Source organism: Pantoea sp. Tr-811 (assembly GCF_011752535.1).
GTDB lineage: Bacteria > Pseudomonadota > Gammaproteobacteria > Pseudomonadales > Pseudomonadaceae > Aquipseudomonas.
On record NZ_VWXJ01000011.1, the window covers coordinates 14,130 to 39,162 of the forward strand.

General features: G+C 68.2%; 4 protein-coding genes (1 of these 4 running past the window's edge). All 4 read left to right on the forward strand.

Annotation, left to right across the window (positions count from 1 at the left end; genetic code table 11):
- A protein-coding gene (locus F3J44_RS17275) for a non-ribosomal peptide synthase/polyketide synthase (protein ID WP_167274334.1) crosses the window boundary here: on the forward strand, positions 1-10,302 show its 3' end. 12,177 nt of this gene lie to the left of the window's left edge; only the last 10,302 of its 22,479 coding nucleotides appear in the window; its start codon lies beyond the left edge, outside the window; its stop codon occupies positions 10,300-10,302.
- Positions 10,299-21,665 (forward strand): non-ribosomal peptide synthetase, encoded by an 11,367-nt coding sequence (locus tag F3J44_RS17280; protein WP_167274337.1) that lies wholly within the window; start codon positions 10,299-10,301, stop codon positions 21,663-21,665. The genes F3J44_RS17275 and F3J44_RS17280 overlap by 4 nt, the downstream gene beginning before the upstream one ends.
- 71 nt (positions 21,666-21,736) lie before the next feature.
- Positions 21,737-22,894: a macrolide transporter subunit MacA gene (gene macA / locus F3J44_RS17285; RefSeq protein WP_167070738.1), complete on the forward strand. Its 1,158-nt coding sequence runs from the start codon at positions 21,737-21,739 to the stop codon at positions 22,892-22,894.
- A gap of 8 nt (positions 22,895-22,902) precedes the next feature.
- Entirely contained in the window at positions 22,903-24,900 is a 1,998-nt protein-coding gene (locus F3J44_RS17290) for a MacB family efflux pump subunit (protein WP_167070741.1), read from the forward strand.
- Positions 24,901-25,033 lie beyond the last annotated feature (133 nt).

Genomic DNA, 25,033 nt, shown 5'->3' on the forward strand with positions numbered 1-25,033 from the left:
GGCCAACCCGTCCCCCAAGGCGTCGCCGGCGAGCTGTTCATCGGTGGCGTACAGGTCGCCCGTGGCTACCTCAACCGCGCCGAGCTCACCGCCGAGCGCTTCCTCGACGACCCGTTCGCCCCAGGCGGGCGCCTGTACCGCACCGGTGACCTGGCCCGCCACCGCGCCGACGGCAACCTCGAATACCTGGGCCGCAACGACGACCAGGTAAAACTGCGCGGCCTGCGCATCGAGCTGGGCGAAATCCAGGCAGGCCTCACCGCCATCGCGGGCATCAAGGAAGCTGTGGTGATCGCCCGCGAACAACGCCTGGTTGCCTATTACACCGGCGAGCCACAAAGCACGGAAACCCTGCGCACGGCACTGCTCGCGCACCTGCCGGAATTCATGGTGCCCGCGCTGTTCATCCACCTCGAAGCCCTGCCGCTAAGCCCCAACGGCAAGCTCGACCGCAAGGCCCTGCCAGAACCCGACGCCATCGAAGAGCGCCCCTACGAGGCCCCACAAGGCGAAACCGAAACCCTGCTGGCCGCACTTTGGTGCGAACTGCTGAACCTGGAGCGGGTAGGGCGCCACGACAACTTCTTCGAACTGGGCGGCCACTCGCTCCTGGCAGTGACCCTCACCTCCCGCCTGCGCCAGCAAGGCCTGCATGCCGATATCCGCGTGCTGTTCGGCCAGCCAACCCTGGCTGCGCTGGCATCTGCAGTGGGCGTCGAAACCCGCGTGCAGGTGCCGGCCAACCGCATCCCGGCGGATTGCACCCGCATCACCCCAGGCATGCTGCCGCTGGCGCAGTTGTCCCAGGCCTCGCTCGATGCACTGCTGGCGCAAATCCCCGGCGGCGCAGGCAATGTCCAGGACATCTACGCCCTGGCCCCGCTGCAGCAAGGCATCCTCTACCACCACCTGGCCAGCGAAGGGGCCGACCCTTACGTGCTGCAAGCCCGTTTCGCCTTCCCCGACCCGGCCACCCTGGCCGCGTTCGCCGCAGCCCTTGACCACGTCATCGCCCGCCACGACATCCTGCGCACCAGCATCCACTGGCAGAACCTTGAAGAGCCGGTCCAGGTGGTGTCGCGCAATGTCCCACCGGCAATGCCGGCCCAAGGTGGCAGCGCGCTGGCCCGCGAAGCGCTGAACCTCGCCCAGGCCCCGTTGATCCGCCTGCTGCCCACTGAAACCAACGGCCGCCTGGAAGCGACCCTGTACATTCACCACATCATCCTCGACCATGCCGCCGTCGAGCAGCTGGTTGCGGAAATCACCGCCGTGCTGCAAGGGCAGGCGCTGGCCGACGCCAGCGTGCCGTACCGCAACTACGTGGCCCAGTCGCGCCTGGCCGGCAACCGCCAGGCCGAGCAAGCGCTGTTCCACGAACTGTTGGACGATATCGACGCCCCCACCGAAGTGTTCGGCCTGCGCGAAGCGCACAGTGCTGGCCGCCCCGTGCTCGACAGCCGCCAGGCGCTGGATGCCGGCCTCTCGACCCAACTGCGGGTGCAGGCGCGCCAATTGGGCATCAGTGTCGCCAGCCTGGTGCACCAGGCCTGGGGCCAAGTTCTGGCGCAGTTGTCTGGCCGCGACGAGGTGGTGTTCGGCACCGTGCTGCTGGGCCGCCTGCAAGGTGGCGAAGGCGCCGAGCGGGCGCTGGGCATGTTCATCAACACCTTGCCCCTGCGCGTCAGCGTCGGCACCTTGGGCGTGGCCGAAGGCGTGCGCCTGACCCACCAACGCCTGGCCCGCTTGCTTGCCCACGAACAGGCCTCGCTGGCCGAAGCCCAGCGTTGCAGCGGCGTGCCAGCGACTCAGCCGCTGTTCACCAGCCTGCTCAACTTCCGTCACAGCGCACCGGCCAGGGCCGAGCTGCGCGAGGCCTGGCAGGGCATCGAGCAACTGGCCGCCCACGAACGCAGCCACTACCCGCTGGTGGTGAACGTCGATGACCTGGGCGACGGGCTGGTACTGACCGTTCAGGCCGTGGCCGAAGTGGACGGCGCCCACGTGTGCCGCTTGCTGGCCACGGCCCTGGCGCAGCTGGCCCAGGCCCTGCAGCAGGCACCGGCCACGGCCTTGCAGCAGCTGAGCTGCCTGGCACCTGCCGAACGGGAGCGAGTGCTGCACGGCTTCAACGCCACCCGCCGCGACTACCCCCAGGCCCATGCCGTGCATACGCTGTTCGGTGCCTACGCGGCGCTGAGCCCGGACGCCGTGGCCGTGGTCCACGGCGAGCAGGCTTACTCCTACGCCGCACTCGACCAACATGCCAACCGCCTGGCCCATCACCTGTTGGCCCTGGGCGTGCAACCAGGCGAGCGTATCGCGCTGCTGCTGCCGCGCAGCTTCGACCTGCTGGCGGCGCAGCTGGCCGCCAGCAAGTGCGCGGCGGTGTATGTCCCCCTGGACAGCAATGCACCGGCCGAGCGCCTGGCGTTCATGCTTGCCGACAGCCAGGCCCGCGTGCTGCTGGCCTTGACTAGCGAGCCGCCGGCCGGCCATGTGCTGCGCGTGGACCTCGACCGCCTCGACCTCGCCGGCTGTCCGAGCCACGCCCCAGGCCTGGCCGTGGATGGGCAAGACGCGGCGTACATCATGTACACCTCCGGTTCCACCGGCACCCCGAAAGGCGTGGAGGTGCCGCATCGGGCCATCGTGCGCTTGGTGGTCAACAACGGCTTCGCCGATTTCACCAGCCAGGACCGGGTGGCCTTTGCCTCCAACCCGGCCTTCGATGCCAGTACCCTGGAGGTGTGGGCGCCGCTGCTCAACGGCGCCAGCGTGGTGGTGATCGACCAGCAGCACGTGCTGTCGCGTGAGGCCTTGCGCGACACCTTGCTGCAGCAGCGCGTGAGTGTGCTGTGGCTGACCGCCGGCCTGTTCCATCAGTTCGCCGCAGACTTGCTGCCGGCCTTCGCCAAGCTGCGCTACCTGATGGTGGGTGGCGATGTGCTGGACCCCGCGGTGATCGCCCGCGTGCTGCGCGATGGCGCCCCGGCGCACCTGCTCAATGGCTACGGCCCGACCGAAGCCACCACCTTCAGCACCACCCACGAAATCCTCGCAGTGGGCGAGGGCAGCATCCCGATCGGCAAACCCATCGGCAATGCCCGTTGCTACGTGCTCGATGCCCGCCAGCAACCCCTACCGGTCGGCGCCGTTGGCGAGCTGTACATCGGCGGCGACGGCGTTGCCCTGGGCTATCTGGGCCAGCCCACGCTGACGGCCGAGCGCTTCCTCGATGACCCGTTCAACCCCCAACCCGGCGCGCGCATGTACCGCAGCGGCGACCTGGTCTGCTGGCAGGCCGACGGCACCTTGCGTTACCTGGGCCGGGCCGACCAACAAATCAAGCTGCGCGGCTTCCGCATCGAACTGGGTGAGATCGAGGCGGCGCTGGGTGAATGCGCAGGCGTAGGCGATGCCGCGGTGCTGCTGCGTGAAGACGCACCCGGCGACAAGCGCCTGGTCGCCTATTTCACCGCTTGCGAGCAAGCCCCGGCCATCACCGATGTGCACGCCCAGCTGCAAGGCCGGTTGCCGGACTACATGCTGCCGGCCGCCTATGTGCTGCTGCCGGCCTTGCCGCTGAACGCCAACGGCAAGCTCGACCGCCGCGCCTTGCCGCAGCCGGGCAGCGATGCGCTGCTGAGCCGCGCCTTCGAAGCGCCGCAGGGCGAAGTGGAATCCACCCTGGCGGCGATCTGGGCCGACCTGCTCAAGGTCGAGCAGGTGGGGCGCCACGACCACTTCTTCGAACTGGGGGGCCATTCGCTGCTGGCGGTCACCTTGATCGAGCGCATGCGCAAGGCCGGCCTGAGTGCCGATGTGCGAGTGCTGTTCGCCCAGCCGACCCTGGCCGCCCTGGCCGCGGCCGTGGGCAGTGGCCGTGAAGTGCAGGTGCCGGAAAACCGCGTGCCCCATGACGCCCGGCAGATTACCCCGGCGATGCTCAGCCTGATCGACCTCGACCAGGCCACCCTCGATCGCATCGTCGCCTGCGTGCCCGGCGGTGCCGCCAACGTGCAGGAAATCTACCCGCTGGCACCGCTGCAGGAGGGCATCCTCTATCACCACCTGAGCGCTGAACAGGGCGACCCGTACCTGCTGCAGTCACGCCTGGCGTTCGACAGCCTTGCCCGGCTGCAGGCCTGGGCCGGGGCCTTGCAGCAGGTCATCGACCGCCATGACATCCTGCGCACCGCCGTGCTCAGCGAGGGCCTGGAGCAACCGGTGCAGGTGGTGTGGCGCCAGGCGCGCATGGCCGTGACGGCCGTTACCGACCTGCGCAGTGATTCGCTGATCGACGCCTTGCAGGCACGCTTCGATGCCCGCCATCAGCGCCTGGACCTCACCCAGGCACCCCTGATGCGCTTGATGTACGCCGAAGACCCGGCCAATCAGCGCGTGGTGGCGATCCTGCAGTTCCACCACCTGGCCCTGGACCACACGGCCATGGAAGTGATCGCCGGTGAAATGCAGGCGATCCTCGCAGGCCACGCTGAGCAGCTGGCAGTGCCTGCGCGGTACCGCACCTATGTTGCCCAGGCGCGCCTGGGCGCCGATGACGCCGGCCACGAAGCCTTCTTCCGCGACATGCTGGGCGACCTTGACGAGCCGACCCTGCCGTTTGGCCTGGCAGATGTGCAGGGCGATGGCCGGGCGATCGAGGAGGCGCGCTTGGCGCTGGACCCCGGCGTGGCCCGCCAGCTGCGCGACCAGGCCCGGCGCCTGGGCGTCAGCGCCGCGAGCCTGGCGCACCTGGCCTGGGCGCGCGTGCTGGGGGTGCTGGCCAACCGCAGCGACGTGGTCTTCGGCACCGTGCTGATGGGCCGCCTGCAGGGCGGCGAGGGCGCCGACCGCGCACTGGGCGTGTTCATCAACACCTTGCCCCTGCGCATCGACCTGGCAGCCCCCGTGCAGCAAGCCGTGCGCGCCACCCACCAGCGGCTTTCGGCACTGCTTGGCCACGAGCATGCCTCGCTGGCCCTGGCCCAACGCTGCAGTGGCGTGGCCGCCTCGTTGCCGCTGTTCAGTGCCTTGTTCAACTACCGCCACAGCAGCGCCGGCACACCGGCTGCGCAGGATGCCAGCGTACAAGGCGTGCGCCTGCTGGGCGGCGAGGAGCGCAGCAACTACCCGCTGACCCTGAGCGTCGATGACCTGGGCGAAGGCTTCACCTTGAGCGTACTGGCCCAGCAGGGCCTGGGCGGCGAAGCGGTGGCGCAGTGGATGGCCCAGGCCCTGGCCCAGCTGTGCCAGGCGCTGGAGCAGGGCGAAGCAACGCCGGTGGAGGCCTTGTCGATTCTTGATGAGCCTGCCCGCCAGCACGTACTGGAAGCCTTCAACCTCACGCACCGCGACTACCCACAAGGGCAGACCGTGCATGCCCTGGTCGAAGCCCAGGCCGCCAGCGCACCGCAAGCGGCGGCGCTGGTGCAGGAGGGCCAGGTACTGAGCTATGGCGAACTCAACCGCAGCGCCAACTGCCTGGCCCACCACCTGGTCGCCCGCGGCGTGCAGGTTGGCGACCGGGTGGCCGTGTGCCTGGCGCGGGGCATCGAGCGCGTAGTGGCCTTGCTCGCAGTGCTCAAGGCCGGCGCTGCCTATGTGCCGGTGGACCCAGCCTACCCGGCCGAGCGCATCGCCTACCTGTTGGCCGACAGCGCGCCAGCGTTGGTGCTGGCCGATACCCGCACCCAGGCCCTGGTCGGCGACACACCGCGAGTCACCCTGGACCGCGACCCGTGGCAGGCCAGCGCGGATGGCAACCCGCAGCTGGCTGGCCTGGACGCGCGCCAGCTGGCCTACGTGATCTACACCTCCGGCTCCACCGGCCAACCGAAGGGCGTGATGGTCGAGCACCACACCCTGGCCAACCTGGTGCACTGGCACTGCGCAGCGTTCGCCCTGGGCGCCGGCAGCCACACCAGCAGCGTCGCCGGTTTCGGCTTCGACGCCATGGCCTGGGAAACCTGGCCAGCGTTGTGCGCCGGGGCAGTGTTGCACCTGCCACCGGCGCACATCGCCGGCGAGCACGTCGACGAACTGCTCGACTGGTGGCTGGAGCAGCCGCTGCAGGTCAGCTTCCTGCCCACCCCGGTGGCCGAGCAGGCCCTGCGCCGCGAGCGTCAGCACCCGACCCTGCGCACGCTGCTGGTCGGTGGCGACCGCCTGCGCCAGTTCGACCGCGACCCAGGCTTTGCCTTGGTCAACAACTATGGCCCCACGGAAACCACCGTGGTCGCCACCTCCGGGCATTTGCAGCCGGCTGGCGAGCTGCACATTGGCAAGCCGATCGCCAACACCCGCGTCTACGTACTCGACCCGCACCGCCAGCCGTTGCCGGTGGGCGCAGTCGGTGAACTGTACATTGGTGGGGCCGGTGTCGCCCGGGGTTACCTGAACCGCCCTGAACTGACTGCAGAGCGCTTCCTCGACGACCCGTTCAACGCCGGCGGGCGCATGTACCGCAGTGGCGACCTGGTGCGCTGGAATGCCGACGGCACCCTCGACTACCTGGGCCGCAACGATGACCAGGTGAAAATCCGTGGCGTGCGCGTCGAGCTGGGTGAGATCGAAGCCGTGCTGGCTGCCCAGCCAGGGGTGGCCGATGCGGTGGTGCTGGTGCGCGGCGAACGCCTGCTGGCCTGGTTCACCGAAGCGGCCCCGGTGGCGGCCGAACACCTGCGTGAAGCCCTGCAAGCCAGCCTGCCGGCGCACCTGGTGCCGCTGGCGTTCACCCGCCTGGCGGCGCTACCGCTGACCAGCCATGGCAAGCTGGACCGCAAGGCCTTGCCGGACCCGGACCCTGCGCTGCTCAGCGGCCACGCCTACGCGGCGCCGCAAGGGGCAGTGGAAATGGCCCTGGCACAGGTTTGGGCGCAGATGCTGGGCGTGGCGCGGGTAGGGCGTCACGACAACTTCTTCGAGCTGGGCGGCCACTCGCTGCTGGCGGTAAACCTGACGGCGCGCTTGCGCCGCGAGGGCCTTCAGGTCGATGTGCGTACGCTGTTCGGCCAACCGACCATTGCTGCCCTGGCCGCGACCTTGGGCCAGGCGCGTACGGTCGAGGTGCCGGCCAACCTGATCCCAAACGGTTGCCAGCACATTACCCCAGCCATGTTGCCGCTGGTGGCGCTGGAGCAGGGCGCCATCGACCGCATTGTCGCCCAGGTGCCGGGCGGCGCCGCCAACGTGCAAGACATCTACCCCCTGGCACCACTGCAGGAGGGCATTCTCTACCACCACGTGAGCGCTGCCGGGCATGACCCGTATGTGCTGCAGTCGCGCTTGAGCTTCGCCAGCCGCGACCACCTGGCCCAGTTCGCCGCCGCCCTGGACCAGGTCATCGCCCGCCACGACGTGCTGCGCACCGCCGTGCTCTGGCAAGGCCTGCCACAACCGGTGCAAGTGGTCTGGCGCCAAGCCCCCCTGTCGCTGATCCCTGTAGGAGCGGGCTCGCCCCGCGAAGGCCATATCGCTGATTTCAACCTGAACCAAGCCCCCCTGATCCGCCTAGTGCATGACGACACCGCAGGCCCCCTCGAAGCCACCCTGCAGTTCCACCACATCGTCCTCGACCACACCGCCATGGAGGTGGTGGCCGAGGAGCTGATCGGTTACCTGCAAGGCAACGCCGAGCCCGTCCACGCCCCAGTGCCTTACCGCAACTATGTGGCCCAGGCGCGACTGGGCATCAGCCAGGCCGAACACGAGGCGTTCTTCCGCACCCAGTTGGCCGATATCGACGAGCCAACCCTGCCGTTCGACTTGAGCGACGTACAGGGCGACGGCCGGGATATCGAAGAGGCCCAACTGTGGCTGCACCACGACTTGGCCCTGCGCCTGCGCCAGCAAGGCCGGCAACTGGGCATCAGCGTCGCCAGCCTGTTCCACTTGGCCTGGGCGCGGCTGCTGAGTGCGGCCAGCGGCCAGGACCGGGTGGTGTTCGGCACCGTGCTGCTGGGCCGCTTGCAGGGCGGCGAAGGCGCCGAGCGGGCGCTGGGCATGTTCATCAACACCCTGCCGCTGCGCATCGACCTGGCGGGCGTCAGCCTGCGCGACGCTGCCCATGCCACCCACCAGCGCCTGAGCGCGCTGCTGGCCCATGAGCACGCCTCGCTGGCCCTGGCCCAGCGCTGCAGCGGCGTGGCGGCGCCATTGCCGCTGTTCAGTGCGATGCTCAACTACCGCCACAGCAGCCAGGCCACCGCCAGCCAGAAGCAGGCGACCGAGGGCATCTCCACCCTGGAAAGCCAGGAGCGCAGCAACTATCCGCTGGGGCTGAACGTGGATGATACCGGCGAAGGCTTCCGCCTGGTCGCCATGACCCCGGCCGAGGTCGGCGCGGCGCGTATCTGCGGCCAGATGAACCAGGTGCTGGAGGCCATGGTTGCGGCGTTGGAGCAGGAGCCGGAGCTGTTGCTGCAGCGCCTGCCGGTGTTGCAGGCCGAGGAGCGCCAGCGGGTACTGGTGGAATTCAACGACACAGCGGTTGCGTACGACCTTGAGCAGACCCTGCATGGGATGATCGAGGCGCAGGTGCTGCGTTCGCCGGTGGCGGTGGCGGTTCGTGCTGAAGAAGGCGAGTTGAGCTACCGCGCGTTGAACGAGCAGGCCAACCGCCTGGCTCATTACCTCATCGGTTTGGGCGTCAAGCCCGATGACCGCGTGGCGATCTGCGTGGAACGCGGCCTGTCGATGGTGGTTGGCTTGCTGGCCATTCTCAAGGCCGGCGGTGCCTACGTGCCGGTCGATCCGGATTACCCGGCTGAGCGGGTCCGGCATATGTTGACCGACAGCGCGCCGGTGGCGGTGCTGGTGCATGCGGCGACGCAGCATGTGCCGGAAACGGGCCGCATCATCGACCTGGACCAGCCAACGTGGGCCGAACAACCTTCAACTAACCCGGTGGTGGCGGCCCTGACGCCCCGCCATCTGGCCTACGTGATCTATACCTCCGGCTCCACCGGGCTGCCCAAGGGTGTGATGAACGAACACGCCGGTGTGGTGAACCGCCTGCTGTGGATGCAAGACGCCTACGGCTTGAATGCCGAAGACGTGGTGCTGCAGAAAACCCCGTTCAGTTTCGATGTGTCGGTATGGGAATTCCTCTGGCCACTGCAAACCGGCGCCCGCCTGGTCATGGCCCGCCCCGGCGGCCACCGCGACCCAGACTACCTGCGCCAGGTAATCGAGCACGAAGCCATCACCACCCTGCATTTCGTCCCCTCGATGCTGGACGTATTCCTATCCTCCGCCCCCGATACCACCGCGCTCCCTGTAGGAGCGGGCTTGTCGAGGCGTCGAACCGCCGCGAACACCGGCAAAGCCGGTGCCATCCTCCATGCTTCACCCCTGAAACGGGTCCTGTGCAGCGGCGAAGCACTACCGGGCAGCCTGGTCCGCCGCTTCCACACACAACTCCCGGGCATCGACCTGCACAACCTCTACGGCCCAACCGAAGCCGCCGTCGATGTCAGTGCCTGGCACTGCCTGACCGCCCCGGACAACACCCCCATCGGCAAGCCCATCGCCAACACCACCCTGTACGTCCTCGACCCCCAGGGCCAACCCGTCCCCCAAGGCGTCACCGGCGAGCTGTTCATCGGCGGCGTACAGGTCGCCCGTGGCTACCTCAACCGCGCCGAGCTCACCGCCGAACGCTTCCTCGACGACCCGTTCGCCCCAGGCGGGCGCCTGTACCGCACCGGTGACCTGGCCCGCCACCGCGCCGACGGCAACCTGGAATACCTGGGCCGCAACGACGACCAGGTAAAACTGCGCGGCCTGCGCATCGAACTGGGCGAAATCCAGGCAGGCCTCACCGCCATCGCGGGCATCAAGGAAGCCGTGGTGATCGCCCGCGAACAACGCCTGGTCGCCTATTACACCGGCGAGCCACAAAGCACGGAAACCCTGCGCACGGCACTGCTCGCGCACCTGCCGGAATTCATGGTGCCCGCGCTGTTCATCCACCTCGAAGCCCTGCCGCTAAGCCCCAACGGCAAGCTCGACCGCAAGGCCTTGCCAGAACCCGAGGCCATCGAAGAGCGCCCCTACGAGGCCCCACAAGGCGAAACCGAAACCCTGCTGGCCGCACTCTGGTGCGAACTGCTGAACCTGGAGCGGGTAGGGCGCCACGACAACTTCTTCGAACTGGGCGGCCACTCGCTCCTGGCAGTGACCCTCACCTCCCGCCTGCGCGAACAAGGCCTGGAAGCTGACGTGCGCGCGCTGTTCGAGCAACCGACTTTGGCCGGCTATGCAGCCATCACAGACAGCATGGAGATCGTCCTGTGAGCATCAACGAACTTTTGGCCACACTGGCGGCCAACAACGTCCAGCTGGCCTTGAAGGATGGCCAGCTGGTGGTCCAGGGCAATCGCCAGGCCCTCACCGACGCTGCCCTGGTGGCGCGCCTGCGCGAGCACAAGCCGGCACTGGTGGCGCTGATCGAAAGCGGCCAGTACGTGGCCGTCAAGCACGGCGCCGTGCAGGTGCCAGGCAACCTGATCCCGCCCGGCTGCACGCGCATCACCCCGGCACTGGTGAACCTTGCCGACCTGCAGCAGGGCACCCTCGACCAGTTGGTGGCCGCGATTCCCGGTGGCGCGGCCAACGTGCAAGACATCTACCCCCTGGCCCCCCTGCAGCAAGGCATGCTGTTCCACCATGCCAGCGCCACCGGCCACGACCCTTACGTGATGCAAGCCCGTTTCGTGTTCGCCAGCGAAGCGCGCTTGCAGGCCTTCGCCCAGGCCCTGCGTGGGGTGGTGGCGCGCCACGACATCTTGCGTACCTCCGTGCATTGGCAGGGGCTGGAGGCGCCGCTGCAGGTGGTTTGGCGCCAGGCTGAGCTGCCCGTGCTCGACCTCGCGGTGGATGACCCGGCACGCCACTGGCTCGACCTCACCCAGGCGCCGCTGATTCGCCTGCTGCGCGAGCCGGTGCAGGCCGACGGCCGGCTTAATGCCACCTTGCAGTTCCACCATATCGCCATGGACCACAGCGCGCTCGACGTGGTGCGCCAGGAACTGATCGCCTTTCTCAGCGGCCAGGGCGAGCAGTTGGGCGCACCGGTGCCGTTTCGCAACTACGTGGCACAGGCGGTGCTGGGCATCAGCCAAGCGCAGCATGAAGCCTTCTTCCGCGAGATGCTCGGGGGCATCGATGAAGCCACCCTGGCCTACGGCATCCAGGACGTGCAGGGCGACGGCTCGCCCCACAACGAACACGCCCTCGACCTGCCCCAGGTGCTGTGCCAGGGCCTGCGCGCCCATGCCCGCAGCCTGGGCGTGAGCGTCGCCAGCCTGTTCCACCTGGCCTGGGGCCGGGTGCTGGGCGGCCTGACCGGGCGTGACCAGGTGGTGTTCGGCACGGTGCTGATGGGCCGCCTGCTGGGCGCCGAGGCCACCGACCGGGCGCTGGGCATTTTCATCAACACCCTGCCATTGCGGGTAGACCTGGGCGAGGGCGACCTGCCCACCGCCATTCGCGCGACCCATCAGCGCCTGAGTGCGCTGATGCGCCACGAGCACGCACCGCTGGCCCTGGCCCAGCGCTGCAGCGGCGTAGCGGCCCCGGCGCCGCTGTTCAACGCACTGCTCAACTACCGCCACAGCGCGCCGGCGGCGGCTGCCGAGCCGCAGCGGGCAGCGCTGGCTGGCATCGATATCGTCGAGTCTGCCGAGGCCACCAACTACCCGTTGACGCTCAGCATCGACGACCTTGGCGAAGGCTTCCGCCTGACCTTGCTGGCCAGCCCCGAGGTGCCTGCCGAGCGCGTTTGCGCCTACCTGCAGCACACCTTGGAAAGCCTGCTGCACAGGCCGGATGCCGAAGTGCTGGCGCTGCCGATGCTGCCCGACAGCGAACGCCAGGCGCTGCTCGAAGGGTTCAATGAGCACACGGCCCCTTTCGAGGCGACGCTGACCCTGCACCAACGCATCGCGCAGCAGGCCCAGGCACAGCCGGACGCGGTGGCCGCCACCTGCGGCGCGCAGCGCCTGAGCTATGCCCAGCTCGACCGCCAGGCCAATGCCCTGGCACACCGCCTGCTGGCATTGGGCGTGCGCCCGGACGACCGGGTGGCCGTGTTCGCCCGCCGTGGCCTGGACACCCTGGTGGCGCTGCTGGCTGTGCTGAAGGCGGGCGCAGGCTACGTGCCGGTCGACCCCGCCCACCCGGACGAGCGGGTGCAGTACCTGCTGGCCGACAGCGCGCCAGTGGTGGTGCTCGCCCAGCACGCCTTGCGTCAGCGCCTGGGGGCCTTGGCGGCGCCGCTGGTGCTGCTCGATCAGCCTGATTGGCCGGCCCAGGCGCAGGCGCCGGTGGTGGCTGGGCACAGCGCTCGCCACCTGGCCTACGTGATCTACACCTCAGGCTCCACCGGCCAGCCCAAGGGCGTGATGGTCGAGCACCGCACCGTCAACAACCTGGTGGATTGGCACTGCCGTGCGTTCGACCTGTGCCAGGGCCGCCACACCTCGTGCCTGGCCGGCTTCGGCTTCGACGCCATGGCCTGGGAAGTGTGGCCTGCCTTGTGCGCGGGGGCGACCCTGCACCTGGCGCCGCCCGCCGAGGGCAACGAAGACCTCGACGCCATGCTGACGTGGTGGCGCAGCCAGCCGCTGGATGTAAGCTTCCTGCCCACCCCGGTGGCCGAGTATGCCTTCAGCCACCAGCTCGAACACCCGACCCTGCGCACCCTGCTGATTGGCGGCGATCGCCTGCGCCAGTTCAACCGCACCCAGCGCTTTGCCGTGGTCAACAACTACGGCCCCACCGAAACCACCGTGGTCGCAAGCTCCGGGGTGGTGGAGGCGGGCGGGGTGCTGCACATTGGCCGGCCGGTGGACAACGCCCGCCTGTACGTGCTGGATGCGCAGCTTCAGCCCGCGCCGCTGGGGGTGCCTGGCGAACTCTACATTGGCGGCGCCGGGGTCGCCCGTGGCTACCTCAACCGCCCTGACCTGACCGCCGAACGTTTCCTCGACGACCCGTTCAGCCCAGGCGGGCGCATGTACCGCAGCGGCGACCTGGTACGCTGGCTGGCCGACGGCACCCTCGACTACCTGGGCCGCAACGACGACCAGGTGAAGGTCCGTGGCGTGCGCATCGAGCTGGGTGAAATCGAGAGCCGCCTGGCCAGCCTGCCTGGCATCACCGAGGCCGTGGTACTGGCCCGCGAGGACCAGCCCGGCCAGCCGCGCCTGGTGGCCTACTTCACGCCCCAGGCCGCCGTCGAGGCGGCAACCCCCGAAAGCCTGCGTGCGCAGCTGCAAGCCCACCTGCCCGAATACATGGTGCCGGTGGCTTTCGTGCAACTGCAGGCCCTGCCGCTGACCGCCAACGGCAAGCTCGACCGCCGCGCGCTGCCCAAGCCAGAGCGCTCGGCGTTGTTCGAGCAGGGCTTCGAGGCCCCGCAGGGCGAATTGGAAAACGCCTTGGCGCAGATATGGGCCGAGTTGCTGCAGGTGGAGCGGGTCGGCCGCCGCGACCATTTCTTCACCCTCGGTGGCCATTCGCTGCTGGCCATGCGCATGGTGTCTCAGGTGCGTGTGCGCCTGGGCGTGGAGCTGGCCTTGGCCGAGCTGTTCGCCAATGCCGAGCTGGCGGCGGTGGCCGAAGTGCTGGCAGGCGCCGGGCGCAGTGCCTTGCCGGCCATTGTCGCGGTGCCGCGCGAGCACGCCTTGCCGATGTCGTTCGCCCAGCAGCGGTTGTGGTTCCTGGCGCAGATGGAAGGCGGCAACCAAGCCTACAACGTGCCGCTGGCCCTGGGCTTGCGCGGGCCGCTGGAGGCCGATGCGCTGGAGTGCGCCTTGTTGCGCATCGTCGAGCGCCACGAAACCCTGCGCAGCCGCTTCGTGCCCCGCGACGACAGTGCCGAGGTGGTCATCGCCGCCACGCCTGGCGCCGGCTGGTTCCGGCGCGAAGACATCCAGCCCGATGCTCTGGCGGCCACCCTGCAGGAAGAAGCTCGCGCGCCGTTCGACCTGGCCCACGGCCCGTTGCTGCGGGCGCGTTTGCTGCGCGTGGCCAGCGACCAGCACGTGCTGGCCCTGACCGTGCACCATATCGTTGCCGATGGCTGGTCGCTGGGCGTGCTGACCCGCGAGTTGAGCGCCCTGTACCCGGCCTTCTGCCAAGGGCGGGACGACCCGCTGCCGGCGATGGCCATTCAGTACGGCGACTACGCCGTGTGGCAGCGGCGCTGGCTGGCCGGCGAACAGCTGCAACGTCAGGCCGACTACTGGCGCCAGGCCCTTGAAGGCGCACCCAGCCTGCTGCGCCTGCCCAGCGACCGGCCGCGCCCCGAGCGCCAGGATTTTGCCGGGGCAAGCCTGGCGCTGGCATTGGACCCAGGCCTGGCAGCCGGCCTGCGCACCTTGGCCCAGCGCCACGGGGTGACCTTGTACATGACCGTGCTCGGCGCCTGGGCCGCCTTGCTCAGCCGGCTGGCAGGGCAGAGCGAGGTGGTGATCGGCTGCCCGGTCGCTGGCCGTGGCCATGCCGAGCTCGAAGCGCTGGCCGGCCTGTTCGTCAACACCCTGGCCATTCGCATCGACACGGCCGCTGCGGCCAGCACCGAGGCATTGCTGGCCCAGGTGAAGGCGCGTGTGCTGGACGCCCAGGCACATCAAGACCTGCCGTTCGAGCAGGTGGTGGAGATCGTCCGGCCTGCCCGTAGCCTTGGCCATACGCCACTGTTCCAAGCCACCCTGAACTGGCAGGCGACCCAGGGCGCGGCCCTGCAATTGCCGGGGCTCGAGCTGGAAGCGGTGGGCCAGGCCGGGCAGGTGGCCAAGTTCGACCTGACGCTGAACCTGGGCGAGCATGACGACCGGCTGGCCGGCAGCCTGGAATACGCCACGGCGCTGTTCGACGAGGCGACCGTGCAGCGCTACCTGGGCTACTTCCAGGCGCTGCTGTGGGCCATGGCCGGCAATGACCAAGCCCCGCTGGAACAGGTTGAACTGATCGACGAGGGCGAGCGGCAGATGCTGCTGCAAGCCTTCAATGCCACGGCCTACGACTACCCCCGCGCACAGGGTGTCGCCGCGCTGTTCGAGCAGCGCGTCGCCCGTCACCCGCTGGCCGTGGCCGCCGTGCAAGGCCAGCAGACCTTGCGCTATGGCGAGCTCAACCAGCAGGCCAACCGCCTGGCTCACTGGCTGATGGCCGAAGGGGTGGTGCCTGGTAGTTGCGTGGCGATCCTGCTGCCGCGTTCGCTGTCGTTGCTGGTGGCGCAGTTGGCGGTGCTCAAGTGTGCAGCGGTCTATGTGCCCCTGGATATCCACGCCCCGGCTGAGCGCCAGGCGTTCATGGTCGAGGATTGCCAGGCCGTGGCCTTGCTGACACTGGCCGAAACCGAGGCCCCATGGCCGGTACGCCGCATCGACCTGGACCGCTTGGCCCTGCACGACCAGGACGGCCACGACCCACGCCTGACGCAGGACACCGGCAGTGCGGCCTACGTGATGTACACCTCCGGCACCACCGGCCAGCCCAAAGGGGTGTGCGTGCCGCACCGGGGCATTGCCCGGCTGGTGCTGAACAACGGCTATGCCGACTTCAACGCCCAGGACCGCTTCGCCTTCGCTTCCAACCCGGCGTTCGATGCCGCCACCCTGGAGGTGTGGGGCGCGTTGCTCAACGGCGGGCAGGTGCGGGTGATCGACCACCCGACCCTGGTCGACCCGCAGCGCTTCGCCGCGGCGCTGGTAGACCAGGGCGTGACCGTGCTGTTCCTGACCACCGCGCTGTTCAACCAGTATGTGCAGTTGCTTCCAGAAGCGCTGGCGGGGCTGCGCATCCTCATCAGCGGTGGCGAGCGGGCTGAGCCGGCCGCGTTCCGTGCGCTGCTCGAACGGGCACCGGCGCTGCGCCTTATCAATGGCTACGGCCCCACCGAAACCACCACCTTCGCCACCACCTGCCACGTGCAGGCGCTGGCGGCCAACGCCGCGCAGGTGGCCATCGGGCGGCCCATCGGCAATACCCGGGTTTACGTGCTCGACCACCAGCGCAAGCTGGTGCCGCGCGGCGTGGTTGGCGAGCTGTACATCGGCGGTGATGGCGTGGCCCTGGGCTACCTGAACCGGCCTGAACTGAGCGCCGAGCGTTTTCTCGACAGCCCGTTCGTGAGCGGCGACCGCCTGTACCGCACCGGCGACCTGGTGCGCTGGCAGGCCGATGGCCAGCTGGAATGCCTGGGGCGCAACGACGACCAGGTCAAGATCCGAGGTTTTCGCATTGAACTGGGGGAAATCGAGCAGCAACTGGCGCTGTGCCCTGGCATCGCCGAGGCGGTGGTGATGGCGCTGCCGGACGGCCAGGGGCCGCTGCGCCTGGTGGCCTGGTTCACCTGTCACGGCGCCGAGGTCGATGCCAGCAGTGTGCGCAGCTACCTGCGCGGTCGCCTGCCCGACTACATGCTGCCAGGCGCCTATGTGGCGCTGGCGCGCATGCCGCTGAACAACAACGGCAAGGTCGACCGCAAGGCCTTGCCACAACCCGGCCCGCAGGATTTCACCACGGCCGCCTTCGAGTCCCCGCAGGGTGAGCGCGAAACAGCGCTGGCCCTGCTGTGGAGTGAGTTGCTGCAACGCGATCGGGTGGGGCGCCACGACCGCTTCTTCGAGCTGGGCGGCCATTCGCTGCTGGCCATGCGCATGCTGGCCCAGGTTCGCCAGCGCCTGGGCCTGGAGTTGGCCTTGGCCGAGCTGTTCGCCGACGACAGCCTGGCGGCAGTGGCTGCCAGCCTTGGGCAACAGGGCGAGCGGGCCTTGCCGGCCATTGAGCCGGCCCCGCGCCTGGGCAGCCTGCCGCTGTCGTTCGCCCAGCAGCGCCTGTGGTTCCTGGCGCAAATGGCCGGCGGCAGTGCGGCCTACCATATTCCCATTGCCCTGCACCTGCATGGCGCGCTGGATGTGCTGGCCCTGGAGCGCGCCTTGCGCCGGGTGGTCGAACGCCACGAGAGCCTGCGCAGCCACTTCGTGGAGCAGGAGGGTGAACCGCGCGTGGTGCTGGCCACCGACGCCCGTGGCCTGGCCCTGGGCCGCGAAGCGGTGCAAGCGTTGGATGAGCCTGGGTTGGCGCAACTGATGGCCGAGGAAGCGGGGCAGCCTTTTGTGCTGGCCCATGAGTTGCCGATTCGTGGCCGCCTGCTGCAGCGTGGCCAGGATCACCACATCCTGCTGCTGACCGTGCACCACCTGGTGGCCGATGGCTGGTCGCTGGGGGTGCTGGTGCGTGAGCTGGACGTGTTGTACCGGGCCTTTACCGACGACCAGGCGGACCCATTGCCCGCCTTGCCGGTGCACTACCTGGACTACGCCGTGTGGCAGCGGCGCTGGCTTGGCGTCGAGGCCTTGCAGCGCCAGGCGGACTACTGGCGCCAGCAACTGGCCGGCGCGCCGACCTTGCTCAGCCTGCCATGGGACCGGCCACGCCCGGAGCGCCAGGTGTACGTCGGCGGCAGCGTTGCGCTGAACTTGGACCCGCGGCTAAGCCACGAGCTCAAGGCCCTGTGCCGGGCCCAGGGGGTGACGCCGTACATGCTGTTCATGGCCGCCTGGGCGGTGTTGCTGGCGCGCTTGGCCGGGCAGGACGAGGTGGTGATTGGCTCGCCATTGGCCAACCGGCGCCAGGCCGAGGTCGATGGCCTGATCGGCATGTTCGTCAATTCCGTTGCCCTGCGCGTGGACACCGCCGGCATGCCGAACGTGGCCACCTTGCTGGCGCAGGTCAAGGCCTGCGTGCTGGCCGCCCAGGCGCACCAGGACCTGCCGTTCGAGCAGGTGGTCGAAGCGGTACGCCCACCGCGTAGCCTGGCCCATACGCCGTTGTACCAGGTGTCGCTGGACTGGGACGCTACCTCCGAAGCCCAGGCGCTGCAGTTGGGAGACCTGACGGTGACCGCAGTGGCCGGGCAGGCGAGCATCGCCAAGTTCGACCTGAGCCTGAGCCTGGGCGAGGGCGCCGATGGCTTCAGTGGCGGCATCGTGTATGCCACGGCGCTGTTCGAGCGGGCGACGGTCGAGCGTTACGCCGGGTACCTGCAGCAGGTGCTGTGGACCTTTGCCGAAGGCGCCCAGGCCGTGCCAGGGCATGTGGGCTTGCCGGATGCCACTGAGCGCAAGCGGTTGCTGGTGGATTTCAACGACACGGCGGTTGCGTACGACCTTGAGCAGACCCTGCATGGGATGATCGAGGCGCAAGTGCTGCGTTCGCCCGAGGCGGTGGCGGTTCGCGCTGAAGAAGGCGAGTTGAGCTACCGCGCGTTGAACGCGCAGGCCAACCGCCTGGCTCATTACCTCATCGGTTTGGGCGTCAAGCCCGATGACCGCGTGGCGATCTGCGTGGAACGCGGCCTGTCGATGGTGGTTGGCTTGCTGGCCATTCTCAAGGCCGGCGGCGCCTACGTGCCGGTCGATCCGGATTACCCGGCTGAGCGGGTTCGGCATATGTTGACCGACAGCGCGCCGGTGGCGGTGCTGGTGCATGCGGCGACGCGGCATGTGCCGGAAACGGGCCGCATCATCGACCTGGACCAGCCAACGTGGGCCGAGCAGTCTTCGACTAACCCGGTGGTGGCGGCCCTGACGCCACGCCATCTGGCCTACGTGATCTATACCTCCGGCTCCACCGGCCTGCCCAAGGGGGTGATGAACGAACACGCCGGTGTGGTGAACCGCCTGCTGTGGATGCAAGACGCCTATGGCTTGAATGCCGAAGACGTGGTGCTGCAGAAAACCCCGTTCAGCTTCGATGTGTCGGTATGGGAATTCCTCTGGCCTCTGCAAACCGGCGCCCGCCTGGTCATGGCCCGCCCCGGCGGCCACCGCGACCCGGACTACTTGCGCCAGGTAATCGAGCACGAAGCCATCACCACCCTGCATTTCGTCCCTTCGATGCTGGACGTCTTCCTATCCTCCACCCCCGATACCACCGCGCTCCCTGTAGGAGCGGGCTTGCCCGCGAACACCGGCAAAGCCGGTGCCATCCTCCATGCTTCACCCCTGAAACGGGTCCTGTGCAGCGGTGAAGCTCTACCAGGCAGCCTGGTCCGCCGCTTCCACACGCAACTCCCGGGCATCGACCTGCACAACCTCTACGGCCCAACCGAAGCCGCCGTCGATGTCAGTGCCTGGCACTGCCTGACCGCCCCGGACAACACCCCCATCGGCAAACCCATCGCCAACACCACCCTGTACGTCCTCGACCCCCAGGGCCAACCCGTCCCCCAAGGCGTCACCGGCGAGCTGTTCATCGGCGGCGTACAGGTCGCCCGTGGCTACCTCAACCGCGCCGAGCTCACCGCCGAACGCTTCCTCGACGACCCGTTCGCCCCAGGTGGGCGCCTGTACCGCACCGGTGACCTGGCCCGCCACCGCGCCGATGGCAACCTGGAATACCTGGGCCGCAACGACGACCAGGTAAAACTGCGCGGCCTGCGCATCGAGCTGGGCGAAATCCAGGCAGGCCTCACCGCCATCGCGGGCATCAAGGAAGCCGTGGTGATCGCCCGCGAACAACGCCTGGTCGCCTACTACACCGGCGAGCCACAAAGCACGCAAACCCTGCGCACGGCACTGCTCGCGCACCTGCCGGAATTCATGGTGCCCGCGCTGTTCATCCACCTTGAAGCCCTGCCGCTAAGCCCCAACGGCAAGCTCGACCGCAAGGCTCTGCCACAGCCCGAGGCCATCGAAGAGCGCCCCTACGAAGCCCCACAAGGCGAAACCGAAATCCTGCTGGCCGCACTTTGGTGCGAACTGCTGAACCTGGAACGGGTAGGGCGCCACGACAATTTCTTCGAACTGGGCGGGCACTCCCTGGCCGCCATCCGCCTGCTGGACAAACTAACTAAGGCCAACCTGCCAGCGGCGCTCAATGATGTGTTCCAGCAACCCAGCCTGGCCGCGTTCGCCCGCCATCTGGACGCCAGCCGCATCGACCCCGCCCAGGCCGTGGTAACGGTCAGGGCTAACGGCAGCCAGACACCGCTGTTCCTCGTTCACGAGTTCACCGGCCTGGACTTCTACTTCCCCGTGCTCGGCCAGCACCTGCCCGGCGATTTTCCGGTGTACGGCTTGCCAGGCATACCCTGCGGCCAGGCGCAACCGCACACGCTGGAATGCCTGGCCCGCTATCAGGTCGAGCAGCTGCGCAAGGTTCAGCCCCACGGCCCCTATCGCCTGGCCGGCTGGTCGTTCGGCGGCGTGCTGGCGTTCGAGATGGCCAACCAGCTGCTGGGCGTGGACCAGGAGGTGGAATTCCTCGGCCTGATCGACACCTACGTGCCACGCCTGGCCGACCAGGGCAAGGCGCGTTGGCAGGGCCCGGGCGCGCTGGAGCGCCAGTTGCTGCTCAACTGCAGCAGCTTCTGGCGTTCCCAGGGCGAGGCGGGCGTTGCGCCCCTGGCGCAACTGCAACGCCTGGAAAACGAGCAGGCCGACTTCACCCAACTGCTGGCCAGTTGCCGGGAACACCACCTGTTGTACGGCCTGTGGTCGAGCATGGGCGATGAACAGCTGCGCCACTACTTCGAACGTGAACTGGCCCACGGCCATGCCATGGCGCACTACCGCCTGGCGCCGCTGAACCTGCCGGTGCACCTGTTCCGCGCCGAGCACGACAGCGCCAGCCGCGGCTGGCACGAGGCGCTGCCGGGCCAGGTGCTGCTGGAAGTCGGCGTGCCCGGCGACCACCGCAGCATGATGCAGGCACCGCATGTGGCCGCCTTGGGCGCTGCCCTGGGACAGGCGCTGGCCAGCCTGGCACGCCCCGTTGCGCAGCCGGCGGCGTACCAGCCGTTGGTAGCGATTCAGAGTGGCCAGCCAGGCCATGCGCCGCTGTTCTGCGTGCCGGGCGCCGGTGACAGCGTCACCAGTTTTATTGGCTTGGCCGAGGCACTGGGGCCGGAGTGGCCGCTGTATGGGCTGCAGGCCCGTGGCCTTGAAGGCTCAGCCGTGCCCCATGCGACCGTGGAAGCGGCTGCCGAGCGCCACCTGCAGGCGATCGAGGCGCTGTACCCGCACGGGCCGTTGAACCTGGTCGGCCATTCGTTTGGCGGCTGGGTGGCGCACGCCATGGCCGTGCGCCTGGAAGCCAAGGGCCGCACGGTGCGTTCGCTGACCTTGATCGACAGCGAGGCGCCGGGCGAGGGCGGATCCTGTGGCAGGCCGTACACCTTTGGCCAGGCGCTGGAAAAGCTGATTCAGGCGCTGCAGTTGTCCACCGGCAAAGCCCTGGGCATCGAGCCGCAGGGCTTTGCTGCGGCCAGCGATGACGAGCAGTTGCGCCAGTTGCATGGGGCGATGGTGCGCACCGGCCTGCTGCCGGCGCGCTCGGCGCCCGCCGTGCTGGAAGGCACGGTGCGCACCTTCGCCACGGCGCTGCGCACGCGCTATCGGCCGGCGCAGGGCTACCGTGGGCCGGTGGGGCTGGTATTGGTCGACGACCCCAGTTTGGATGCCCCGGCCAATGCCCGCGAGCAGGCGGCGATGCAGGCCGGCTGGCAGGCGCTGATGCCGCAACTGGCGCTGTGGCAGGGCCCAGGGGATCACTTCAGCATCCTCAAGGTGCCGGATGTGTTCAGCCTGGCGGCCTGGTGGCACGACGGGCAAGCGTTGCAGCCGGGCAAGGTGACCCAGTGAGTGAAGGCGTCCCGCCCCATTCGGGGCGGGGCAGGCCGTTGATGATGTGCTTTCAATGGAAGTGAGTGTTCATGGAAAAATCCAGCTTTCGCAAATTCAGCCTCGGCGCCGCCGTGGTGCTGGTGGCCGGCATCACCCTGTATGCGGTGCAGGCGCCGGCCAAGCCGCCGCAATACATTGTCGCCACCGTGGAAAAGGGCGACATCGAGAATGCCGTGCTGGCCACTGGCATGCTTGAAGGCATCAAGCAGGTGGATGTGGGCGCGCAGGTGTCCGGGCAGCTGAAATCGCTCAAGGTCAAGCTCGGCGACAAGGTCAGCCAGGGCCAGTGGCTGGCCGAGATCGACCCCCTGGTGCTGCGCAATACCCTGCGCCAGGCCGAGGTCGACGAGGAGAAGCTGCAGGCCGAAAAGCGCTCGACCCAGGCCCAGTTGCGCCAGGCCAAGCGCGTCTACGAGCGCTACCGGGAGTTGCAGGCCGACGAGTCGGTGTCACGCCAGGACTTCGAGAACGCAGAGTCGGACTATGAGGTCAAGCAAGCTTCGGTGCGCTCGCTGGACGCCCAGATACAGAGCGCCCGAGTGGAAATCGACACGGCCAAGGTCAACCTGGGCTACACCCGCATCAACGCACCGATCACCGGCCATGTGGTGGGCATCGTCACCCAGGAAGGGCAAACGGTGATCGCCAACCAACTGGCCCCCGTGCTGCTGAAACTGGCCGACCTGGACACCATGACGGTCAAGGCCCAGGTGTCGGAGGCCGACGTGATCCACATTACCCCCGGGCAAGCGGTGTACTTCACCATCCTCGGTGAAGACAAGCGCTACTACGCCAAGCTGCGCGGCACCGAGCCTGCGCCGCAGAACTACGCGCAAAGCAGCGACAAAAGCGACGGCAGCAGTGCCAAGCCCAAGGGCGCGGTGTTCTACAACGCCCTGTTCGAAGTGCCCAACCCCGATCACCGCCTGCGCATCTCGATGACCGCCCAGGTGCATATCGTGCTCGACACCGCCCAGGGCGTGCTGACCGTGCCGGTGGCCGCGCTGGGCCTGCGCAATGGCGATGGCAGCTTCCCGGTACGGGTGCTCGACGCCAAGGGCTTCGCCCAGCAGCGCAACGTGCAGACCGGCATCAACAACAACGTCAAGGTGCAGATCAAGGACGGCCTGGCCGAAGGCGACCGGGTGGTGATCGGCGAGCCGGTGTCTGGCGAATCAGGGGCGTGAGCATGAACATGAATGTCGAGCTGACCCCGCACCTTGAAGTGCCCAGTGGCCAGGGCCAAGCCTTGTTGCGCTTGCGCGGTGTTACCCGCAGCTTCCTCGCCGGTGACCGTGAGTTCCTGGCGCTCAAGGGTATCGACCTGGACATCCGCAGCGGCGAGCTGGTAGCGATCATCGGGGCTTCTGGCTCGGGCAAGTCGACCCTGATGAACATCCTTGGCTGCCTGGACAACGCCAGCAGCGGTAGCTACCAGGTTGGCGGCCAGGAAACCCGTGAGCTGGACGACGACGCCCTGGCCGCGCTGCGCCGCGACCATTTCGGCTTCATCTTCCAGCGCTACCACCTGCTGCCGCACCTGGATGCCCTGCACAACGTCGAGATCCCAGCCGTGTACGCCGGCACCCCCCAGGCCCTGCGCCATGAAAGGGCGCGCGAGCTGCTGACTCGCCTGGGCCTGAACGGGCACCTGGAACACCGCCCGAGCCAGTTGTCCGGCGGCCAGCAGCAGCGCGTGAGTATCTGCCGCGCGTTGATGAACGGTGGCCAGGTGATCCTCGCCGACGAGCCCACCGGCGCCCTGGACACCGCCAGCGGCAAGGAGGTAATGAACATCCTGCTGGAGCTGCACAACGCTGGGCACACGGTAATCCTGGTAACCCACGACCCTAAGGTGGCCGCCCATGCGCAGCGCATCATCGAGGTCAGCGACGGGCAGATCATCAGCGACCGCAGCAACGCCCCAGGCAGCGTGCCTGCCCCCGCCGCCCAAGCCGCGCCGAAGGCTCCGCCCAGCCGACGCCTGGTGGCCAGCCTGGGGATGTTCCGCGAGGCCTTCAAGATGGCCTGGATCGCCCTGGTTTCGCACCGCATGCGCACCTTGCTGACCATGCTCGGGATCATCATCGGCATCACCTCGGTGGTGTCGATCTCGGCCATTGGCGAAGGCGCCAAGGGCTACGTGCTCAAGGACATCCAGGCGATCGGCAGCAATACCATCGACATCTATTCGGGCAGCAACTTCGGCGACAGCCGGGCCAAGACCATCGAGACGCTGCTGCCCGCTGACGTGGCGGCGCTGAACGCGCTGTACTACGTCGACAGCGCCACTCCGGTGATCGGCCAGAGCACCCTGGTGCGCTACCGCAACCTGGACGTGGACGTGCAACTCAACGGGGTCAGCGAACACTACTTCCAGGTGCGCAACATTCCCCTGGCCGCGGGTATCGTGTTCAGCGCCGACGACGCCCGCCGCCAGGCCCAGGTGGTGGTGATCGACCACAACACGCGCACGCGCCTGTTCGGCAGCAACGTCGACCCGCTGGGGCAGGTGATCCTGGTCGGCAACCTGCCGTGCACGGTGATCGGCGTTACCGCGCAGAACAAGAACCTGTTCGTGGCCAGCAACCAGTTGAACATCTGGGTGCCCTACGAAACCGCTGCCGGGCGCGTACTGGGGCAGCGCCACCTGGACAGCATCAGCGTGCGGATCAAGGACGGGGTGCCGAGCAAGCGAGTGGAAGAGGAGGTCACCAAGGTGATGCTGCAGCGCCACGGCACCAAGGACTTCTTTACCAACAACCTCGACAGCATCATGCAGACCGTGCAGAAAACCAGCCGCTCACTGACCCTGCTGCTGTCGCTGATTGCCGTGATTTCGCTGGTGGTGGGGGGCATCGGGGTGATGAACATCATGCTGGTATCGGTCACCGAACGCACCCGCGAAATCGGCATCCGCATGGCGGTGGGGGCGCGGCAGTCGGACATTCGCCAGCAGTTCCTGGTGGAGGCGGTGATGGTCTGCCTGTTTGGCGGGGTGGTGGGGATCGGCTTGTCGTATGGGATCGGCTACCTGTTCGAGCTGTTCGTCAAACAGTGGGAGATGGTGTTCTCGCCGGCCTCGATCGTGATGGCGTTCGCCTGTTCGACCTTGATCGGCGTGGTGTTCGGCTTCGTGCCGGCGAGAAATGCGGCGCGGCTGGACCCCATCGAGGCGTTGGCGCGGGATTGAGGCTCCGCCGGCCCACACCCTCCGGTAGGAGCGAGCGCAGCTCGCGATGCGTCGCCGCAAGCGGCGCGGGCCCCGAAGGGCCCCTTCGCGAGCTGCGCTCGCTCCTACAGGGGAAACCCGGAGGGCCAGGAAG